This is a genomic window from Mediterraneibacter sp. 210702-DFI.5.30 (genome assembly GCF_020560115.1).
GTDB lineage: Bacteria > Bacillota > Clostridia > Lachnospirales > Lachnospiraceae > Mediterraneibacter > Mediterraneibacter faecis.
This window is the reverse complement of the sequence record NZ_JAJCME010000007.1, coordinates 145,052-161,677: the sequence shown is the minus strand read 5'-3', so window position 1 is coordinate 161,677 and position 16,626 is coordinate 145,052. Positions and strand designations below refer to the sequence as shown.

General features: G+C 52.9%; 11 protein-coding genes. 1 reads left to right on the top strand and 10 read right to left on the bottom strand.

Features of this window, described 5'->3' with window-relative positions; all coding sequences use genetic code 11:
* Window positions 1-6,159 (bottom strand): SNF2-related protein, encoded by a 6,159-nt coding sequence (locus tag LI126_RS09455; RefSeq protein ID WP_442919972.1) that lies wholly within the window; start codon window positions 6,157-6,159, stop codon window positions 1-3.
* A gap of 1,496 nt (window positions 6,160-7,655) precedes the next feature.
* A complete protein-coding gene (locus LI126_RS09450) occupies window positions 7,656-8,000 on the bottom strand; it encodes a TnpV protein (protein WP_430392975.1) in 345 nt (114 codons plus the stop codon).
* Here LI126_RS09450 and LI126_RS09445 point away from each other — a divergent pair.
* Window positions 7,999-8,766: a hypothetical protein gene (locus LI126_RS09445; RefSeq protein ID WP_227165267.1), complete on the top strand. Its 768-nt coding sequence runs from the start codon at window positions 7,999-8,001 to the stop codon at window positions 8,764-8,766. The two genes, LI126_RS09450 and LI126_RS09445, sit on opposite strands and share 2 nt — an antisense overlap.
* A gap of 96 nt (window positions 8,767-8,862) precedes the next feature.
* Here the strand turns inward: LI126_RS09445 and LI126_RS09440 are convergent, their stop codons facing one another.
* Genes LI126_RS09440 through LI126_RS09405 form a run of 8 tightly spaced genes read right to left on the bottom strand, consistent with a single transcriptional unit; the run spans window position 8,863 to window position 16,617 of the window.
* Window positions 8,863-9,078: a transposon-transfer assisting family protein gene (locus LI126_RS09440; protein ID WP_044907647.1), complete on the bottom strand. Its 216-nt coding sequence runs from the start codon at window positions 9,076-9,078 to the stop codon at window positions 8,863-8,865.
* A gap of 1 nt (window position 9,079) precedes the next feature.
* On the bottom strand, window positions 9,080-12,364 hold the full coding sequence (locus LI126_RS09435) for a YodL domain-containing protein (protein ID WP_227165266.1): 3,285 nt from the start codon (window positions 12,362-12,364) through the stop codon (window positions 9,080-9,082).
* Between the two features lie 6 nt (window positions 12,365-12,370).
* Window positions 12,371-12,649 (bottom strand): immunoglobulin, encoded by a 279-nt coding sequence (locus LI126_RS09430; RefSeq protein WP_120094612.1) that lies wholly within the window; start codon window positions 12,647-12,649, stop codon window positions 12,371-12,373.
* Window positions 12,646-14,754: a type IA DNA topoisomerase gene (locus LI126_RS09425; RefSeq protein WP_227165265.1), complete on the bottom strand. Its 2,109-nt coding sequence runs from the start codon at window positions 14,752-14,754 to the stop codon at window positions 12,646-12,648. The genes LI126_RS09430 and LI126_RS09425 overlap by 4 nt, the downstream gene beginning before the upstream one ends.
* Window positions 14,741-15,424, bottom strand: a complete 684-nt coding sequence (locus LI126_RS09420) for a conjugal transfer protein TraG (protein WP_227063872.1) — start codon at window positions 15,422-15,424, stop codon at window positions 14,741-14,743. The genes LI126_RS09425 and LI126_RS09420 overlap by 14 nt, the downstream gene beginning before the upstream one ends.
* Window positions 15,421-15,615: a hypothetical protein gene (locus tag LI126_RS09415; protein ID WP_004797798.1), complete on the bottom strand. Its 195-nt coding sequence runs from the start codon at window positions 15,613-15,615 to the stop codon at window positions 15,421-15,423. Before LI126_RS09415 ends, LI126_RS09420 begins: the two co-directional genes overlap by 4 nt.
* Window positions 15,612-16,376 carry a DUF4366 domain-containing protein gene (locus LI126_RS09410; protein ID WP_227165264.1) on the bottom strand — a complete coding sequence of 255 codons (765 nt, stop codon included), beginning with the start codon at window positions 16,374-16,376 and terminating at the stop codon, window positions 15,612-15,614. Before LI126_RS09410 ends, LI126_RS09415 begins: the two co-directional genes overlap by 4 nt.
* Window positions 16,366-16,617, bottom strand: coding sequence for a DUF4315 family protein (locus tag LI126_RS09405; RefSeq protein ID WP_006777886.1), 252 nt, complete (start codon window positions 16,615-16,617; stop codon window positions 16,366-16,368). The genes LI126_RS09410 and LI126_RS09405 overlap by 11 nt, the downstream gene beginning before the upstream one ends.
* Window positions 16,618-16,626 lie beyond the last annotated feature (9 nt).

Here is a 16,626-nt window from a genome sequence, read left to right as displayed (position 1 = left end):
TTATCGCACCTCCTCATGCTGTTTTGGTTTCTTGTCTGTACTGCGGGGTTGCGCCGGGCGTTTTAGGTTATCCAGCACCGAAGTCCGTGTGCTTTTGGCAACAACAGACTCGGTGTGTGCCTGCCCCTTTCCGTCGATGTTGAGCAGGGTATCCAACTCCACCAGACGGGCATTTTTGCTTCTCAGTTCTTCTTCATAAAGGAATGGCTTTCCGACTTCCTCCTTTGCCGCAGCTTGCTGCTGACAAAGGTTATCCAGCTGTGCCTTTGCCGACTCCAGACGCTGGGGCATCTGAGCAAGGGCATTGTCGATACGGGTAAGATTTCCGCGAGGGTCTGTACCAAGGGTTGCCCGGTGGGTCATCTGTCCTTTCAGCAGGAGCGTATACTCCTGTTTCCAAGCGGAAAATTCCACGGACATGGCATAACCCCGGTAGTTGCCGATCTGCACCGGATCGGAGGTTTTAACCTCCTTGCAGGCATCCAAAAGGGCTGCACCGGCGTTCTCCTTATCGGTCAGCAGGTCTCCACGAATCTCCATACCGGCAAAGCCGTCCTCCGGGTGCGGGTGAGCTGCCAAAACCTCCAGGTCAGATTCAAAGCCCTTGATAAAACCCTTGTGCTTTTCAATCTCCTCTGGGAAGTATTTGAGCAGCTGGTCCTCCAGACGGTACTGCTTGCTCTGGTGGTCAGCTTTCATCAGCTTCAGGCGGGATACCTCCACATCCAAATCCATACGCTCCTTGATGCGGGGATCTCCGGCACACAGAGCCTTGATCTCGGCAAAACTGAGGGCTGTTTCGTCCACATCATCGCAGGAACGCACCGGTGATTTAGAAGTCATGATCTGACTGATAAATTTTTGCTTATTCTCCACCGTCTGCCAGAGGTATGCGTCAAAGGTTCCTTCGGTCACATAGCGGTACACATGGACAAGAGGATTCTGGTTACCCTGGCGCTCGATACGGCCCTTGCGCTGGGCAAGGTCTCCCGGTCTCCACGGACAGTCCAGGTCATGAAGTGCCACCAGACGGTCCTGCACATTGGTGCCTGCACCCATCTTGGCGGTGCTGCCCAAAAGGACACGCACCTGACCGGTACGGACTTTAGAGAACAACTCCTTTTTCCGCACTTCGGTGTTGGCTTCATGGATAAAAGCGATCTGGTCGGCAGGCATTCCCTGAGCAATGAGTTTCTGACGAATATCGTCATATACCGTAAAGACAGGTTCCTGCTCTGGCAGAGACACAGCATCTTCCAGTGCATGAAGCAGTGGATTATCCAGCGTTTTTGCCGCCTTGCTTGCAGGAGCTTTTGCCTGCGGTGTAGAAATGTCGCAGAACACCAGCTGGGTCAGCTTGTCAGCTTTGCCGTCCCGCCAGATCTGCATGATGTTGTCCACGCACTGATTGACCTTTGTGCCAGGTTCATCCGGCAGCATCTGGTTGACGATTCTCTGGTCAAGCCCCAGCTTGCGGCCATCCGAGGTAATCTTGAGCATATTGTCCTGAGACGGGTCAACGGTTCCGCTGTGCACCAGCGATGCACGCTCCGAAAGAGCTTTGACCATTTCCTGCTGATGTTCGGTGGGCTGCGCCACAACATTGTGGTATTCCACCTCCGGGGTAGGCAGATTCAGTTGGTCGGCGGTCTTGATGTCCGCCACTTCTTTGAACAGGTTCATCAGCTCTGGGAGGTTGAAAAACTTGCTGAATCTCGTTCTTGCCCGGTAGCCGGTTCCCTCCGGTGCCAGCTCCAATGCTGTGACGGTCTCCCCAAATCGGGAAGCCCAGCAGTCGAAGTGGGTCATGTTCAGTTCTTGCAGGCGTTCATACTGAAGATAACGCTGCATGGTGTAAAGCTCGGTCATGGAGTTGCTGACCGGCGTTCCGGTGGCAAAGATCACGCCACGGTTTCCGGTAATCTCATCCATATAGCGGCACTTGGCAAACATATCGCTGGACTTTTGGGCATCGCTGGTGGAGAGACCAGCCACATTCCGCATTTTTGTGTATAAAAACAGGTTCTTGTAGTTGTGGGCCTCGTCCACAAACAGCCGGTCCACACCCAGCTGCTCAAAAGTTACCACATCATCTTTTCGCCCCTCGGCTTGCAGCTTTTCCAGTCTGGCTTCCAGAGACTTTCTGGTACGCTCCAGCTGCTTGACGGTAAAACGCTCGCCGCCGCTGGCCTGCACCTCTGCAATCCCCTCGGTGATCTCGTCGATCTGCTCATAGAGAAGCCGTTCCTGACGCTCCCGGCTGATGGGGATACGCTCAAACTGGCTGTGTCCCATGATGATGGCGTCGTAGTCACCGGTCGCAATACGGGCGCAGAACTTCTTTCGGTTATGGGTCTCAAAGTCCTTTTTTGTGGTGACTAAGATATTGGCGGAAGGATAGAGACGTAGAAACTCCGACGCCCACTGCTCGGTCAAGTGGTTGGGAACCACAAAGAGAGATTTCTGGCACAAGCCCAGGCGTTTGGCTTCCATCGCAGCGGCCACCATCTCAAAGGTTTTGCCCGCGCCTACTTCGTGTGCCAACAGGGTATTTCCGCCATACAGCACATGGGCGATGGCACTTTTCTGGTGTTCCCGCAGGGTAATGGCCGGGTTCATGCCACCAAAAGTGATATGGCTGCCATCATACTCGCGGGGACGGGTAGAGTTCATTTCTTCGTTATACTGGCGCACCAAAGTCTGGCGGCGCTCCGGGTCTCTCCAGATCCAGTCCCTAAAGGCTTCCCGGATAGCCTGCTGTTTTTGGGCAGCCAGAGTGGTCTCCTTGGCGTTCAGCACGCGGCGCTCTTTTCCATCCGCATCCTCTATGGTGTCATAGATACGGACATCCCGCAGGTTCAGACTGTCCTCCAAAATCTTATAAGCATTGGCGCGGCTGGTCCCATAGGTGGTATAAGCTGCCACATCGTTGTAGGATACGGAAGATTTCCCCTTGATCTGCCATTCAGCAGTAAAGGAGGAATAGTTGACCTCTATGCTGCGCTGGAGATAAAACGGGGTGTTGAAGGTCTCGTACATAAACTGCTGGATATATTCCTTGTCGATCCAGGTGGCACCAAGGCGCACCTCGATCTCCGACGCATCCAGGTCTTTGGGCTGGGCGGCGGTAAGAGCTTCCACATTGACTGCAAAAGAAGGGTCCTGCTGTGCCGCCCGCTGCGCCTGACGCAGCTTGCGGCGCACATTCCCGGACAGGTATTCATCAGCAGTCACAAAATGGGGTGTGCCGTCCTGTTCCAGCTGTCCCGGTACACGGAAGATCACGCCTTGCAGCTCTCCGGCCAGTTCTTCTTTTGTTTTTCCGGTAAGCCGACTCATATAGCTCATATCTACGCAGGCCTTTTCCGAGATGGACACCGCCAGTGCTTCGCTTGCCGTATCCACAGTAGCCACTGCCTGATGGGGCTTGATGGTCCGTTTGGTGAACATATCCGCCTTGCGCTCCAGCTTTCCGTCCTCGTCGATAACTTCCAGCGCACAGAGCAGGTAATAGGAAGAATCGTCTGCATAGGCCAGACGGTTTGCACGGTCATTGATGAGACCGTATTTGGAAGAAAAGCTGTCATAGAGACTGTTCAGTTCCGCCTGCTTCTCCCGAATGGTGCTGTCCGGAACCGCTGCATCCATCTGAAGGTCGATCAGTTCCTGCACACAATCACGCAGTCCCACAAGACCTTTTACACGGGCTTCGGCGGTGGCGTTGAGGTCAGGGCGCACCATACGGCTGTTTTCCCGGTAGTACACCTGCCCGTCTACAATGGCATAGGAATAGTTCTTCACATTGGGGTCGGCAGGAATGGAGGTGTCAATAGCTTCGCCTTCGCCCAGCTCCGGCAGCTCTGCCTCCTGATAAGTGCCATGAATGTACTTCACAGCATCATGCAGCTGGTCGGAAAGCTCCAGTCCCTCGATAGGGTTCACGGTGTAGTCCATACCATGAGCAGTGCTTACCGGCTCCTGTCTGCCCAGCACCATTTCTGGGTGGTCGATAAAATACCGGTTGATGGCAAACCCGTCCTCCGTCTGTCCGGTCTGGGTCCATTCCGGCACAATGTCCAACGGGCGGTCCCGCTTTTGGAGGAAGATGATGTCCGATACCACCTCGGCACCGGCATTCTTTTTGAACGCGTCATTAGGCAGACGGATAGCTCCCAGCAGCTCGGCACGCTGGGCAAGATAGCGGCGCACGGTGGAATCCTTGGCGTCCATGGTATATCGAGAGGTCACAAAAGCTACCACACCGCCGAGACGCACCTGATCCAGTGCTTTGGCAAAAAAATAGTTATGAATACTGAAATTCAGCTTGTTGTAGGCTTTGTCATTGACCTGATACTGACCAAAAGGCACATTGCCGATGGCAAGGTCAAAGAAGTCCCGCCTGTCAGTGGTCTCAAAGCCGCCTACTGTGATGTCCGCCTTGGGATAGAGCTGCTTTGCGATACGCCCGGAAACCGGGGCAAGCTCCACACCGTACAAACGGCTGTTTCGCATTTCCTCCGGCAGCATACCGAAGAAATTGCCCACACCCATAGATGGCTCCAAAATATTTCCGGTCTCAAAGCCCATGCGCCCCACCGCTTCATAGATTGCCTGGATAACCGTAGGGCTGGTGTAATGGGCATTGAGGGTGGAGCTTCTGGCGGCGGCATATTCCTCCGGGGTCAGCAGCTCTTTCAGCTGGGCATACTCGGAAACCCATGCCGGTTTTTCCGGGTCAAAGGCATCTGAAAGACCGCCCCAGCCCACATAACGGGAAAGAATCTCCTGTTGTTCGGGGCTTGCCTGCTGTCCGGCAGATTCCAGCTCTTTCAGCAAACGAATGGCATTAACATTTGCCTGGAACTTGGCTTTTGGACCGCCTTCACCCAAATGCTCATCGGTAATGCGGAAGTTCTGTGCATTGCGGCGCAGGTTAGCCTTGTATTCCTCATAGGAGGCTTCCTCGGCAGTTTTGGCATTGGGGAAGGTCTGCCACTGGCCGTTGACCTGAATGGAAACCGGGTGTTCATCCAGAACTTCCTCAAAGGTTTTCTCCGGCTCTGTTACAGGGGCTGGCGGCTCCGGCTCCTCAATATGCAACCGTTCCACCACCACATCATAAGGTAGATGGTTCTTATCGCCCGGATAGACGGCCACGGTCTCGGAATGAAAGGCCGGGGATTCAGCAGACGGTTGGGGCTGTTCTTGTCCAAAGCCATCCAGCTGACGGGCATACATCCCGCGCAGCAAAGGCGCAACCTCATCCCAGCGGAAATACAGCACAGCCAGACGCTTTTCCTCTGCATCCATGACTTCCAGCTCCATGCCCTGTGCCGTGGTACGGTAATCGGCAATATCGCCGGTCTCCAGATTCAGGGTCTCGATCTCACCGGAATAGGCTCTGCTCAGCCAGTAGGCGATCTCACTGTTGCTCCTGCCGGATTGCAGTAGCGTGGAAAGCTGCTGTTTATCTGCTTCATCCATCAGTCCATGGGACAATACATCCCGCAAGTCTTGATCTGCCTTGTCCGGGTCAATGGGAAGAAACTCGGTATAGTAAGCATTGCGGCGGTCTGCCCGAAGCAGCTGCTCGAACTGTTCTTTGCGCTCTGCCCGATAGGTGGGATATACCATGCCGGTAGGCAGAAGCTGCACGGTGTCATCCCGCAGCTCGGTGATCTGATAGGCGTCATCCTCGATATACACGGTATCGCCCACGGCATAAACCGGGGCGGCAGGATCATAGGAGGTTCTTCGCGGAGTCGGGCGGCGAACTGCATCATATTCCTCATCGGAAATGGAAACCTCGAAAGTCTGTTCTGTCTCGGCAGCTGCGATCTGCTCGGCATCCGACATCACCTGTTGGATAAACGGGTCATTGTCCAGTTTTTCCGGGTCTGCCACCTGTCCGTTGACGATCCCTCTTTCCTCCAGGGCTTCCCGGATGGCGATAGGGTCGATATTGTCAAAACGATCCTGTTCTTCTTCGGTATAGAACCGGTCCTCCTGAATCAGCTGGGCAAGCCTGCGCTGTACCTTCGGCCAGGGCAGCTGTGTTTCCTCCGGGCTTCCGGCACGGACAACGAACGGGCTGTTGCTGCCACCGTATTCCTGAGCCAGCCATGCAGCTGTATCCTTCTCTCTTGCATGGTCTTTCATATAACGGACGACAGCGTGTTTACTCTCGATATTGCCGTTCCATGCACAAAGGGCAGTATCAATATCTTCCTGAGAAAGAGGGCGCAGAAGCTCATGGAGCTTTGGATAGGTTTCGTCGATCACTTCCCGGTGCAGGCGCTGGCGGAACTCCGGCACATCCGAATAAAGGCGGATCAGCTCCATATCCTTAGAGCCAAGAACCGCACGGCGCACAGCGGCATTGCCCTCGATGACAGCATTTTCACGGTCGGAATGACCGCAGGCATTTCGATATGCCACATCCTCAGATATGGCGGCAGTCACCACAGGCTTATACTGCTCAAACTGCTCCCGAAGGGTAGGCTTTGGCGTTTCTTCCTCCACCTCCGGCTGCTGGGCTTGAATGGCATCTTCTTCTGCCAATTCCTTTTCAGCCTGAATTTTGTCATACTGCGCCTGTTCCTGTTCGGTAAGATAGCGGCCTTTCTGGACAAGAGAGGTAATGCGCTTGGCAACCTTTTCCCAGTTCAAGTGAACATCCGGGCAGTCCTGCTTTTTATAGTGCAGTCCTTTCCCATCGTGATCTTCGCCGCTGTGTATTGCACCGGACAAGGCATGAGAGCGTCCGCCAATGCCATACTCGTCTTTGAGGAATCTCACTTTCTCCTTATCCGTATGGTTTGCCATGAAGAACGCATAGATACGGCCTTTTCCTCCGGCGAAACTGCTTCCGCCGGTCATGGCGGCGTCGATCTCATCCTCGGTAATAAAGTGCTGGACGGTTGGCACTTTGGAAAGATCCGAAGCAAAGGTTCTGCGTGGCAGGTCAAGATCCTTCAGGTTCTCCCAGATCTCCCTTGGTCTATGGTAATGAAAGCGCAACAGGTCACGGTCCTGCTGATAGGCAGTCCAGAAGGCGGCGTATTCTTCCTTGAGGATCTGGCGGAAAGCCGGGTCATTCAACTGCTCCGTCAGGCGGCGGGTCTCCTCCGGGAACCCATTGCCTCTGATTTCTGACAGGCAAGACAAATATCCTGCTTCTCTGGCTTCCTCGCTGAAATCGTGGTACAGATACCAGAGCTTTTCTGCAAGGAGGGAGCGTTCATAGCCTGCCGCTTCTGCAAGCTCCACATTGGAGGCAAACTGGCCGCTCTCCAAAAGCTCCCCGATACGCTCTGCGGCGCTCTCCCAGGAAATGACCTGGGCAGACCTGTCATAACGGACAGACTTCCCGTGGGAAAGATGGATACCATCCTCGGCATACCATGCGCTCACACTGCCAAGGCCGTTGCCGCCGTGGTACAGCGTTTTCAGTATCTCGGCAATCTCAGCGGTGGTTTTTTGCTTTTCAAAGGCAGCAACCACACGCTCTCTCTGGCGGTCTGTATTGCCGCCCAAACGCAGCACATGGTCAATATCATTTTGGGCAAAAGAAAAAGCAGAGGATGTATGCGCTACATTCTCTGCTTCATCTATGGATTGGATCTGCTCCGCTTCGGAGAGGAACAGGTTTAGGGTCAGCTGTTGATAAGCTCCGCCATCAGGATCTCCTCTGCCTGGGCTTTGCAGGTGTTCATCAGGCCCACCCACTTCATGGGATCGCTGGCTTTCAGTTCCTCGGTGGCTCCCGCTTCCTTCGCCAGCTGGGGCATCATCTGTTCCAGTCTGCTCTGGGCGGTCTCGTCGATCTCGATGAGGTGCGGGTACAGCTTCTCGCTCAGCAACATCTGGTTGTAGAGGATGGGACGGTGTTCTTTCAGGTAGGTTTTCCTCATCCTGCCGTACTTGCCCAGGGGTTTCTCTGGCAGCTGGCTCAGCTTCAGGTCGGGAATCTGATAGTCTCCGTTCTGGATGTAGGTCATGGGATTGTTCATCTTGCTTGCTCCTTTCTTGGTTGGCTTCGCGCTCTGCATTTCGGACGGTAACGCCGATCTGCCGCAGCACCTGCTGGTTGATCTGGCTGACCGCTGTTCCCAGCGCCCCGATGGTGGACGGGGTGTTGAAATCAAAGATCGCCATGAAATCTTCGTGGTCGAAGTAGCGTTCCGGCTCCAGTCCACAGCGGGACATCAAAGCGTAAGTGATGCTGACGGTGGCGGCTGCCTTGAACTGCACTCCGATGTTATACTCATCATATTCCTCCAAAAAGGAACCGTCAACGATATAGAAGAAGTCCTGCTGATGCTCCGTCCAGTATTCCTCGGCCAGTTTTCCGGCTACCTCAGTGAGCTGTCCGGCAAGATCATCACCGGAAACATCATAGGTGCGCTCCAGCATGGCCTGCACGGAATCCAGATGGCGCTCCTCCAACTGCCACAGCCAGGGAGTGCGGGAATGTTCACGGGTTCCGGTGTCGGAAATGTCAAAGACATAACGCAGGCGAGGTCTGTCCCCGGAATCATCCACCAGAGCAATTCCCTTGGAACCGCGCCTTATATAACGGCCCATCTTTTCATTCCACAAATCGTACTCCGCACAGGCGGTGGCGTCCGGTCGCTGGGCATAGATCATCAGCTGCTCATGGAACGGGTACTTGTAAAGGCGGGAAGCAGTAGTGAGAAACCCTGCCCATTCCTGCCAGCTCCCCGTGAGCTGTGTTGCCACCTTGTCCGCCATCTGTGCATATAGTTCAGCTTTGGTTGGCATAGTGTTCTGTCCTCCTTTCAGTTTTGGGGTAAAAAGGCGGGGTGGCAGATCGCCACCCCATCCCTGCGATTATGGTGTTTACTGGTCAAAATCCGGGTACAATTCCAATTCCGCAAATTCATCATCCGTCATGGTTTGGAGCTTGCCCAGTGCACCGTCGGTCAGCTCCCGCAGCTCGGTTTCCTCCGGGGCCAGCTCGCCGCGCATCTCACGCAGGCTGTCGATCAGTCCGGTGCGGCTACCGGTATTGTAAATGCACATCAGGTTCATTTCCTCAAAAGTAAAATTTCCCATATCAAATCTCCCTTTCCGCACTCTTTTTGGGTGCTGTCTTTTTGTGTTCTGCCTTGGGCTGGCTTTTCAGCTGGTCCACAACGGATTTCTTCTTTTCCCGTTCCTCCCGATGAACGGCGTCAGCCAAGTCCATGAGGGAGATAGGCTGACCGCTTCGGACCTGCTGTTCCAGATCTGCCACCGTAGGCTCTTTTGCGCCATTGTTGATGATACCGTCGATCATGCCGTAATCGTCCTCCATGGCCATCTCCGCATTTTTCAGCGGATTTTCCGGCAGGAATCCGGGGATCTGGGTAAAACCAACACTGTCACAGTAATGACAGGATACCTTACCATCCTGCTTGATCGCAACGATGTCACTGACACTCATAGAAGGACTGTGAAAATCCGCCGGTTTTTGCAGATTAAACTGCTCATATAGTTTTTCCAGCTGCTCCGGCACAGTGCAAGACTCACTCAACGGAGCAGTGTAGATGAGGTCATAATTACTGCGGTCTATGGAAATGGCATGGGACTTTAACCAGTCCAAATTCATAAAGCGCACATTCTGCGGATCGTCACGGCTCACCTGATAGATGGCAAAGCAATCTCTGTTCTGAGCGAGAAATGCTTGTTCCCGTTCCTGCTGATGTTCCTGACGCTCCATGACCTTTTCGTGGAACTGAGGGCTTTTCTCCCATTCCTCACGGTCCACACCGAAAAGTCCGCCATGATCCATGATTTCCTGCGAGTCAAATACCATACTCTCCGTATTGTCCTCATGCAGCACATAGACAGTCAAACCAGCAGCATCCAGTTCCAGCGCCCGTTCTCTGGTGACAGGGAGCATCCCATCATAGAAGTAGCCGTATTCCTGCATATCCGGTGCAGATACCTGCTCATCAGGCATAGGGTATTCATCCAGCGTCTGCTCTTGTGCTTCCGGCAGCTGAGAAGAAGCAGTCATCTGACTGACCTCTGCCTGCATCTGCTGATAGGCAGCATCCTGCAAGGTTTCAATCATAGACAGGGGCGCATACTTTACTGAATCGCTGCTCAAATCGTTATCATCACAAATCTGGAGAGCTGCCTTCATGCAGGAAAGCTCCGGCATATCCAGCTGACCACCATCCAGTTCTTTCATGGATGCGGAATCGTAAAGGGTATAGTCCCAGCCGCTGTCACAGGACTGGATATGAAGATAGGTGGCATTGTCGATCAGAAACAATGCCTCCTGCTGGTTGGCGTCCGCCCCCAGCACTTCCATTTCCGGCATTGCCGCAGCCAGTTCCTTTACTGCTTTTTGTACCAGAGGATTATCACGGTAATAGTCGATTGCCTGGATGGTGTCCAGATCAATGGTATGGCCGGTCAAAATCGGAAAAGGTCCTTCATAGTCGCTTCCGTCTTTCAGCTCAAAACCAATACCCTTGATCCCGTTCATTCGCTCTGCCGGAATTTCTTGATAAATGCGGATTGCTTCCTCCAAAGACAGATTATCGTGGTATTCTCCGAGGTTTGGAAATTCCATGCACTCTGCTACATAGTAGGTCAGATCGCCGGTCTGCTGTCTATCAGATACCTTAGCGGCATCTTCTGGCTGCTCTATCGGGGCGGGTTCCGGCTCTACCTTTGCATGAGGGTCGATTCCGCGCTCTTTGCAGATTTCCTTATAGTGGCGCTCAATGTCGGAGATCAAAGTGCCGGAGGTTTTGTTGATGGTCTCCAAACTGGCTCTCAGTTCTTTCAGCTCCTTGCCCTGACTCCAACTGGCAATATAGCCAAAGCTGTTTTCTCCTGTCTCAATTCCAAAATATTTGCAGACTGCATAGGAGATGCTTTCAGCCTCCACTTCTTCCGTGTGACGATTTTTGATTGCTTGTTTTTCTGCGGTTGCATCTTCCTCGACTGCAAGACGCCATTCAAACTGATTTTCGTCCACATAGCGCCAATCCATATCAGAAGCAAACTGTTCGGCTTCTTTTTCTGTGGCAAAATCCAGCTTGAAATCATGCTTGGTTCCACCTTCACTCTCCTGCACAACCTTCCATGACGGTAGCATTTCATATTTTTTAGGGTCATGAAGCTTGCTGTGGGCAATCTCATGTACTGTGGCTGAAACCGTCTGCACCTCACTCATGCCCTGACGAATGGCAATTTTCTGATGATCAGCAGAAAAATAGCCGTCCGTATCGGCAGCCATTGCTTCAAAAGTAATCGGCACCGGTGCGCTGCGGCGCAGGGCCTCCATGAATGCCTCATAATTTGGCACATTGCCGGAAAGGGATGATGCAAGCTCAGGCAAAGGTTTCCCGTCAGTCTGACTCACATCAAAGACCTTGACAGGGCGGAACATGGGAATCTCGATTTCTTTTTCCTCTGTAACGATCTTTCCGTCTTTATCCAAAATCGGAGCCTTGGTATCCGGGTCCAGCTTCTGCTCCTCGATTTTCTTCTTATACGGTGTCGGGGCAATGATAGTAATGCCATGCTCGCCCTTTTTTACATGACGCTCAAACTGGTCTTTCCACTTATTGTATCCGGCTACCAAAGTGGCATCCGGCTTCTGCATATAGATGAGCATGGTGTTGTTTACCGAATAGCGGTGAAATCGAGACATGACGGACAGATAGCGCATATACTTTTCGCTTTCAAACAGTTCTTTGATGCCCTGCTCGATGCCATCTGTGATTTCCCTTAGCCGTTCTCGGTTGGTGGGTTTATTCTCAGCCATGATTTTCAATCTCCTTTCCAAGTGTGTGATTTCTGCTGTGTGTTCTGCAATCCATGCCTTTTGTTCTTCTTCACTTTCATAAAGAAAAAGGTCCAGCAGGTACTCTACATAGGCTTTCTTCTGGATTGCTTCCACAAAGCGGTGGTGCGGTTCTTCCTCCGGTGTCCTGGGAGAACGGTCGGCTTCCCATTTTTTCAACAGATAGTAGTAATCGGACAGTACACGGTAACAGCGCTGTCGATCCTCCCGAAACTTCTGTGCCTCGGTTTTTTGCCGGACATATCTCCTGCGTGGCGGGGCCTGACTGTCATAGAGCAGGCCAAAGTCCTGTGCCAGTTTCTCCGCCGCTTCTTTTGGGGAGAGGTCAAAGAGCTTTGCGGTAAAGTCGATCACATCCCCATCTTCACCGCAGCCAAAGCAGTGGAATCGCTGGTCTACCTTCATGCTGGGGTTCTTATCATCGTGAAAAGGACAGCAGGCCATGCCATTTCGCCTGACTTTTATCCCATAAAACTCTGCCGCTTCTCTGGTGCTGACCGACTGCTTGACTGCTTCAAATACATTCTCTGCCATGTGCCTTTAACTGCTGGACTTTCTCACAGGGGGCTGGTATCCGGCAGCTTTGGCCCGTTCACTGGCAGCTTTGCGACGCTCGGCGCTGTATGGCTCCCGGACTGATACACACCGCTTGGGAACGGTAAAGTTATGGGCGTCCTTTCGGGTGATCTGGTCTGGGTGCTTTTTTGCCAGCAGTTCCAGCTTCTCCATCAGACGGGGATCATGAGTATAGATCTCAGCCATTGGTTCTGCCTGGTTATAGAGGAGAATGGTTTCCCGTTCCACTAAAGAGAGCTTCATCGGCTGCCTCCTTTCCGCTGGTCAAATTCCAGCTTAAAGTTGGCGTACTGTCCATCGTCCTCCAAAACCACAGTGGCATCGTAGGTCTTGCCGATTTTCTCCGAATATAGGCCCGTCACACGGACACGGCCATCGTTCAGCAGCGCAGACACCACAGCTTTGGTCGGCTGTTTTTTCTTGGCAGCCCACCATTTATTGTTTTTCCAGATTGCAAATTTGCAAGAATCATTCTGACAGAAGAAGCCTTTTTGCAGTTCTGCAACTTCCCCACCGCAGCGAGGGCATTTGCCTACCACCTCACGGGGCGGGGCAAACAGGTACTCGGTTCCCTTGATGACCTGATAAGTCCCCACCAGATCTTTCAGCATGGTGCTGATCCCGTCCAGAAACTCCTCCGGGGCAAGCTGCCCGTGCTCGATTTCCCCCAGGCGGTACTCCCACTCGGCAGTCAAAAGCGGAGATTGCAGCTGTTCCGGCAGAACGGTAATCAGGGAAACTGCATCGTGGGAAGGGAGAAGCTGCACCGTTTTCCTGCTCTTTTTTCGTTCCAGAAAACCGGCAGATACCAGCTTTTCCAAAATACCGGCACGGGTGGCCGGTGTCCCCAAACCTTTTCGCTCGGCATCCTCCGGCATATCCTCTTTTCCGGCAGTCTCCATCGCGGACAATAGGGTATCCTCCGTAAAGTGCTGAGGCGGACTGCTTTTGCCTTCTTTGACGATTGCCGCAGCAACCGAAAGGGTCTGTCCTTCGGTCAGTTCCGGCAGGGCTTTCTCTGCGCCCTCTTTTTTCGGCTCTGCATCCTTCATTTTGGCACGGTAGGCGTCCTCCAGTGCTTTCCATCCGGGGTGCTTCACCGTTTTTCCTTTGGCGGTAAACTCCCTACCGACATACGCTGCAATCACAACGGTTTCCGAATAGATATGGGGCTGGGCCACGGCACACAGCAGACGCAGGGCCACTAGCTCCAGCACCGCTTTTTCTCCCGCAGGAAGGGCAGAAAGGTCTGCATCCTTGAGATTTCTGGTAGGGATTACTGCGTGGTGGTCGGTTACTTTCTTATCGTTGATGACTGTCTGCGGATCACAGGTAATGGCGATCCCTTTGCGAAACGGCATAGCATTGGCAACCAGATTCACCAACACCGGCAGGCTGTCTGCCATATCACCGGTCAGATAGCGGCTGTCAGTACGGGGATAGGTGCAGAGCTTCTTTTCATACAGGCTTTGCAGATAGTCCAGGGTCTGCTGGGCCGTAAATCCAAGCAGGCGGTTGGCATCTCTTTGCAGGGTAGTCAGGTCATAAAGGGCAGGTGGCTTTTCGGACTTTTCCTTGCGCTCCACCTTTTTGATTGTGACATTTGCACCCTGACAGGCTTCTTTCAGCTGTTCGGCAGTAGCTTTATCCGCCATGCGCTCCCCGGATACGGTAAGACCGGGCAGCTCCAGCGCCACGGTATAAAAGGGAACCGGCTTAAAGGTGTCGATCTCAGCTTCTCGCTGGACAATGAGCGCCAGCGTTGGGGACATAACGCGCCCGATGTTGAGGGTGCGGTGGTACAGCACGGAAAAAAGCCTTGTGGCATTGATCCCCACCAGCCAGTCGGCCTTGGCACGGCAGAGAGCAGCATCCCGAAGTCCATCATAATCTACACCTGGGCGCAGGTTTGCAAAGCCCTCCCTTATGGCGGAGTCCTCCATCGAAGAAATCCAGAGCCTTTTCATCGGCTTTTGGCAGCCTGCCAGCTCATAGACGCTGCGAAAGATCAGCTCGCCCTCGCGTCCGGCATCACAGGCATTTACTACCTCCGTCACATCCGGGGCGTTCATCAGCTTTTTGAGAATATCAAACTGCTTTTTCTTATCCTTTCCCACTACCATCTGCCAATGCTCCGGCAGAATAGGCAGGTCATCATATCGCCACTTGGCATACTTGGGATCATAACTGTCTGCATCCGCAAGACCGGCCAGATGGCCCACGCACCAGCTGACACGCCAGTCGTTCCCCTCCAGATAGCCGTCCTTACGAGCAGTCGCGCCGATCACGGCGGCCAGACTTTGTGCAACCGATGGTTTTTCAGCGATTACCAGTTTATATCTCATCATCTTCAGCCTCCCATTCTTCCCGCACAGGCGTGTGCAGTTTTTTCTCTATGCTGTTTTCCTCATCCAGTAGCAGGTTATAACCAAACCGGTAGTCATAGCGGTACAGTTTCCCCAGCAGGTCATTGATGATGATACGACAAGCCAAAATGACACGGGTTTTATCCACCTGCATCAGCTGGTAGCGTTGATAATTGCTGTAATATTCTTCGTGACGGCGGGTATTGCAGGCGGCATCTTCAAGTAAACTATCTACTGCATCCTGACAACCATCTTCTTTTTCCCCTTCCATGCAGTTCAGAAGTTCCATCATCAAAGGAAAGCTCTGTTCATCCATAGGAGCTTCTGCTGCAAGAAAACCGATCAAAGCGGATAAGAGCAGACGAGCCGCCGTCTGTTCTTGTTCCGTCAGCACGGCCATTGTTTTCTCCGCATTTGGCAGGATCTTTTCTTCCACAAAATCTGCCGCATCGTCGGAACAAAGCTGACGGATAGAATCTATGGACAATGAAACTGTCACGGTATCTAAGGAGAAATCAAAGGGGTAATCTTGCTTTGGCTTTCTCCGAAGTTTGTTTAACATGGTAGAAAGAATGTCGCCGCCAAAATACACGGCGATCACCAGCAGGTCAAAAACAGCAATCAGCTTGATAAATATAATCAGAACACTCATTTTTTTCGCTTCCTTTCTTTGAGCCAGCGTTCCATCTCACGATGGCAGATACCTACGCAGGGGCTTCCATAACTCCCGCAACCATAGCAGGGGTGGTTGTGGGGTAAAGAAGGAGGACGGGAAGTTTCCCTCCCGCCCTCCGGCCTGCGTGTCATCATGCGTTCATAGGGACTGTCTGTGAAACGGGTCATTTCACGCTGTCCTCGTCATCTTCTTCTGTGCTGCCCCCGTCAGCGTCAGGCTCATCTGACTCCTCATTTTCGGTTTCCCATTCCTCGGAATCTTCCTCGCCATAATCATAATCGTCCAGACTGTCATTACCCTTGGTCTTAGGTTTATTCTTCATGAGCTTCATGTAGGCAAATACGCCACCGCCGCCCAGCAGAGCCAGCAGAAGGATCAGGGCAGCCGGGTTCAATCCGGCAGGCTTCTCCTTTTCCGGCTCCGATGTTTCTGCCGGAGGTTCCGGTGCTTTGCCCGTACATTTACTCTTATCAGTTGCACAGACCGGACAAGCCGTATTGACTGCCCCTGCTTCACATTTTGTCGTGCAGCTGCATACCGCAGGCGGCTCCTCTTTTGCTTTTCCATCTTCCATCAGTGCCATCAAATCCGCTTCATCCACCTGATTCAGAAAGTGAACAGCAGTCTTTTTATCCTCATTCGCCCTGTCAATCAGGATGTAAAAGTAATTTCCAGCTTTGGTCGTAACAGTAATAAGCTGCTTATTGCCTCCAAAATCATCCACCAGTGCCGCATTCCCCTCCGGTGTAAGTGCCGGTGCTGGTTCTGTTTCTTCCACAATCACGTTGCTATCATTGGTAGAATCCTCTGCCGGTGCCGCCGGAGCCTGTTCTGACCCCTGTGCAAAAGCAGGGATCGTAAAGCCAAATGCCACAACCATTGTCAGGCAAAAGGCGGAAAGTGTTCGGAGCAATCGTTTATTCCTCATAGCTGTTTTCCTCCTGTTCGTTATTGTCATCAGCCAAACTGCCGGGAACTGTGCCACCGGACAGCATGGCGCTCAACTGGGTCGGGGTCATACGCAGGGCGCGCACCATCTGGACGATCTCCAGATTTTCTGCCTCGGTTTTCTGTGCTTCCAGCGCCTTGAGCTTTTCCTGATACTCTGCGATCTTCTCGCGGACCTTTGTAATCTCCTGGTCAATGCGCTCAATTTTGTTCTTTGCCATCGTCTATCA

Coding starts and splice junctions, on each gene's coding strand:
- LI126_RS09455 (WP_442919972.1), bottom strand. CDS start 6,159: ATGAAAGACCATGCAAGAGAGAAGGATACAGCTGCATGGCTGGCTCAG.
- LI126_RS09445 (WP_227165267.1), top strand. CDS start 7,999: ATGGGATTGTTCATCTTGCTTGCTCCTTTCTTGGTTGGCTTCGCGCTC.
- LI126_RS09450 (WP_430392975.1), bottom strand. CDS start 8,000: ATGACCTACATCCAGAACGGAGACTATCAGATTCCCGACCTGAAGCTG.
- LI126_RS09440 (WP_044907647.1), bottom strand. CDS start 9,078: ATGGGAAATTTTACTTTTGAGGAAATGAACCTGATGTGCATTTACAAT.
- LI126_RS09435 (WP_227165266.1), bottom strand. CDS start 12,364: ATGGCAGAGAATGTATTTGAAGCAGTCAAGCAGTCGGTCAGCACCAGA.
- LI126_RS09430 (WP_120094612.1), bottom strand. CDS start 12,649: ATGAAGCTCTCTTTAGTGGAACGGGAAACCATTCTCCTCTATAACCAG.
- LI126_RS09425 (WP_227165265.1), bottom strand. CDS start 14,754: ATGATGAGATATAAACTGGTAATCGCTGAAAAACCATCGGTTGCACAA.
- LI126_RS09420 (WP_227063872.1), bottom strand. CDS start 15,424: ATGAGTGTTCTGATTATATTTATCAAGCTGATTGCTGTTTTTGACCTG.
- LI126_RS09415 (WP_004797798.1), bottom strand. CDS start 15,615: ATGACCCGTTTCACAGACAGTCCCTATGAACGCATGATGACACGCAGG.
- LI126_RS09410 (WP_227165264.1), bottom strand. CDS start 16,376: ATGAGGAATAAACGATTGCTCCGAACACTTTCCGCCTTTTGCCTGACA.
- LI126_RS09405 (WP_006777886.1), bottom strand. CDS start 16,617: ATGGCAAAGAACAAAATTGAGCGCATTGACCAGGAGATTACAAAGGTC.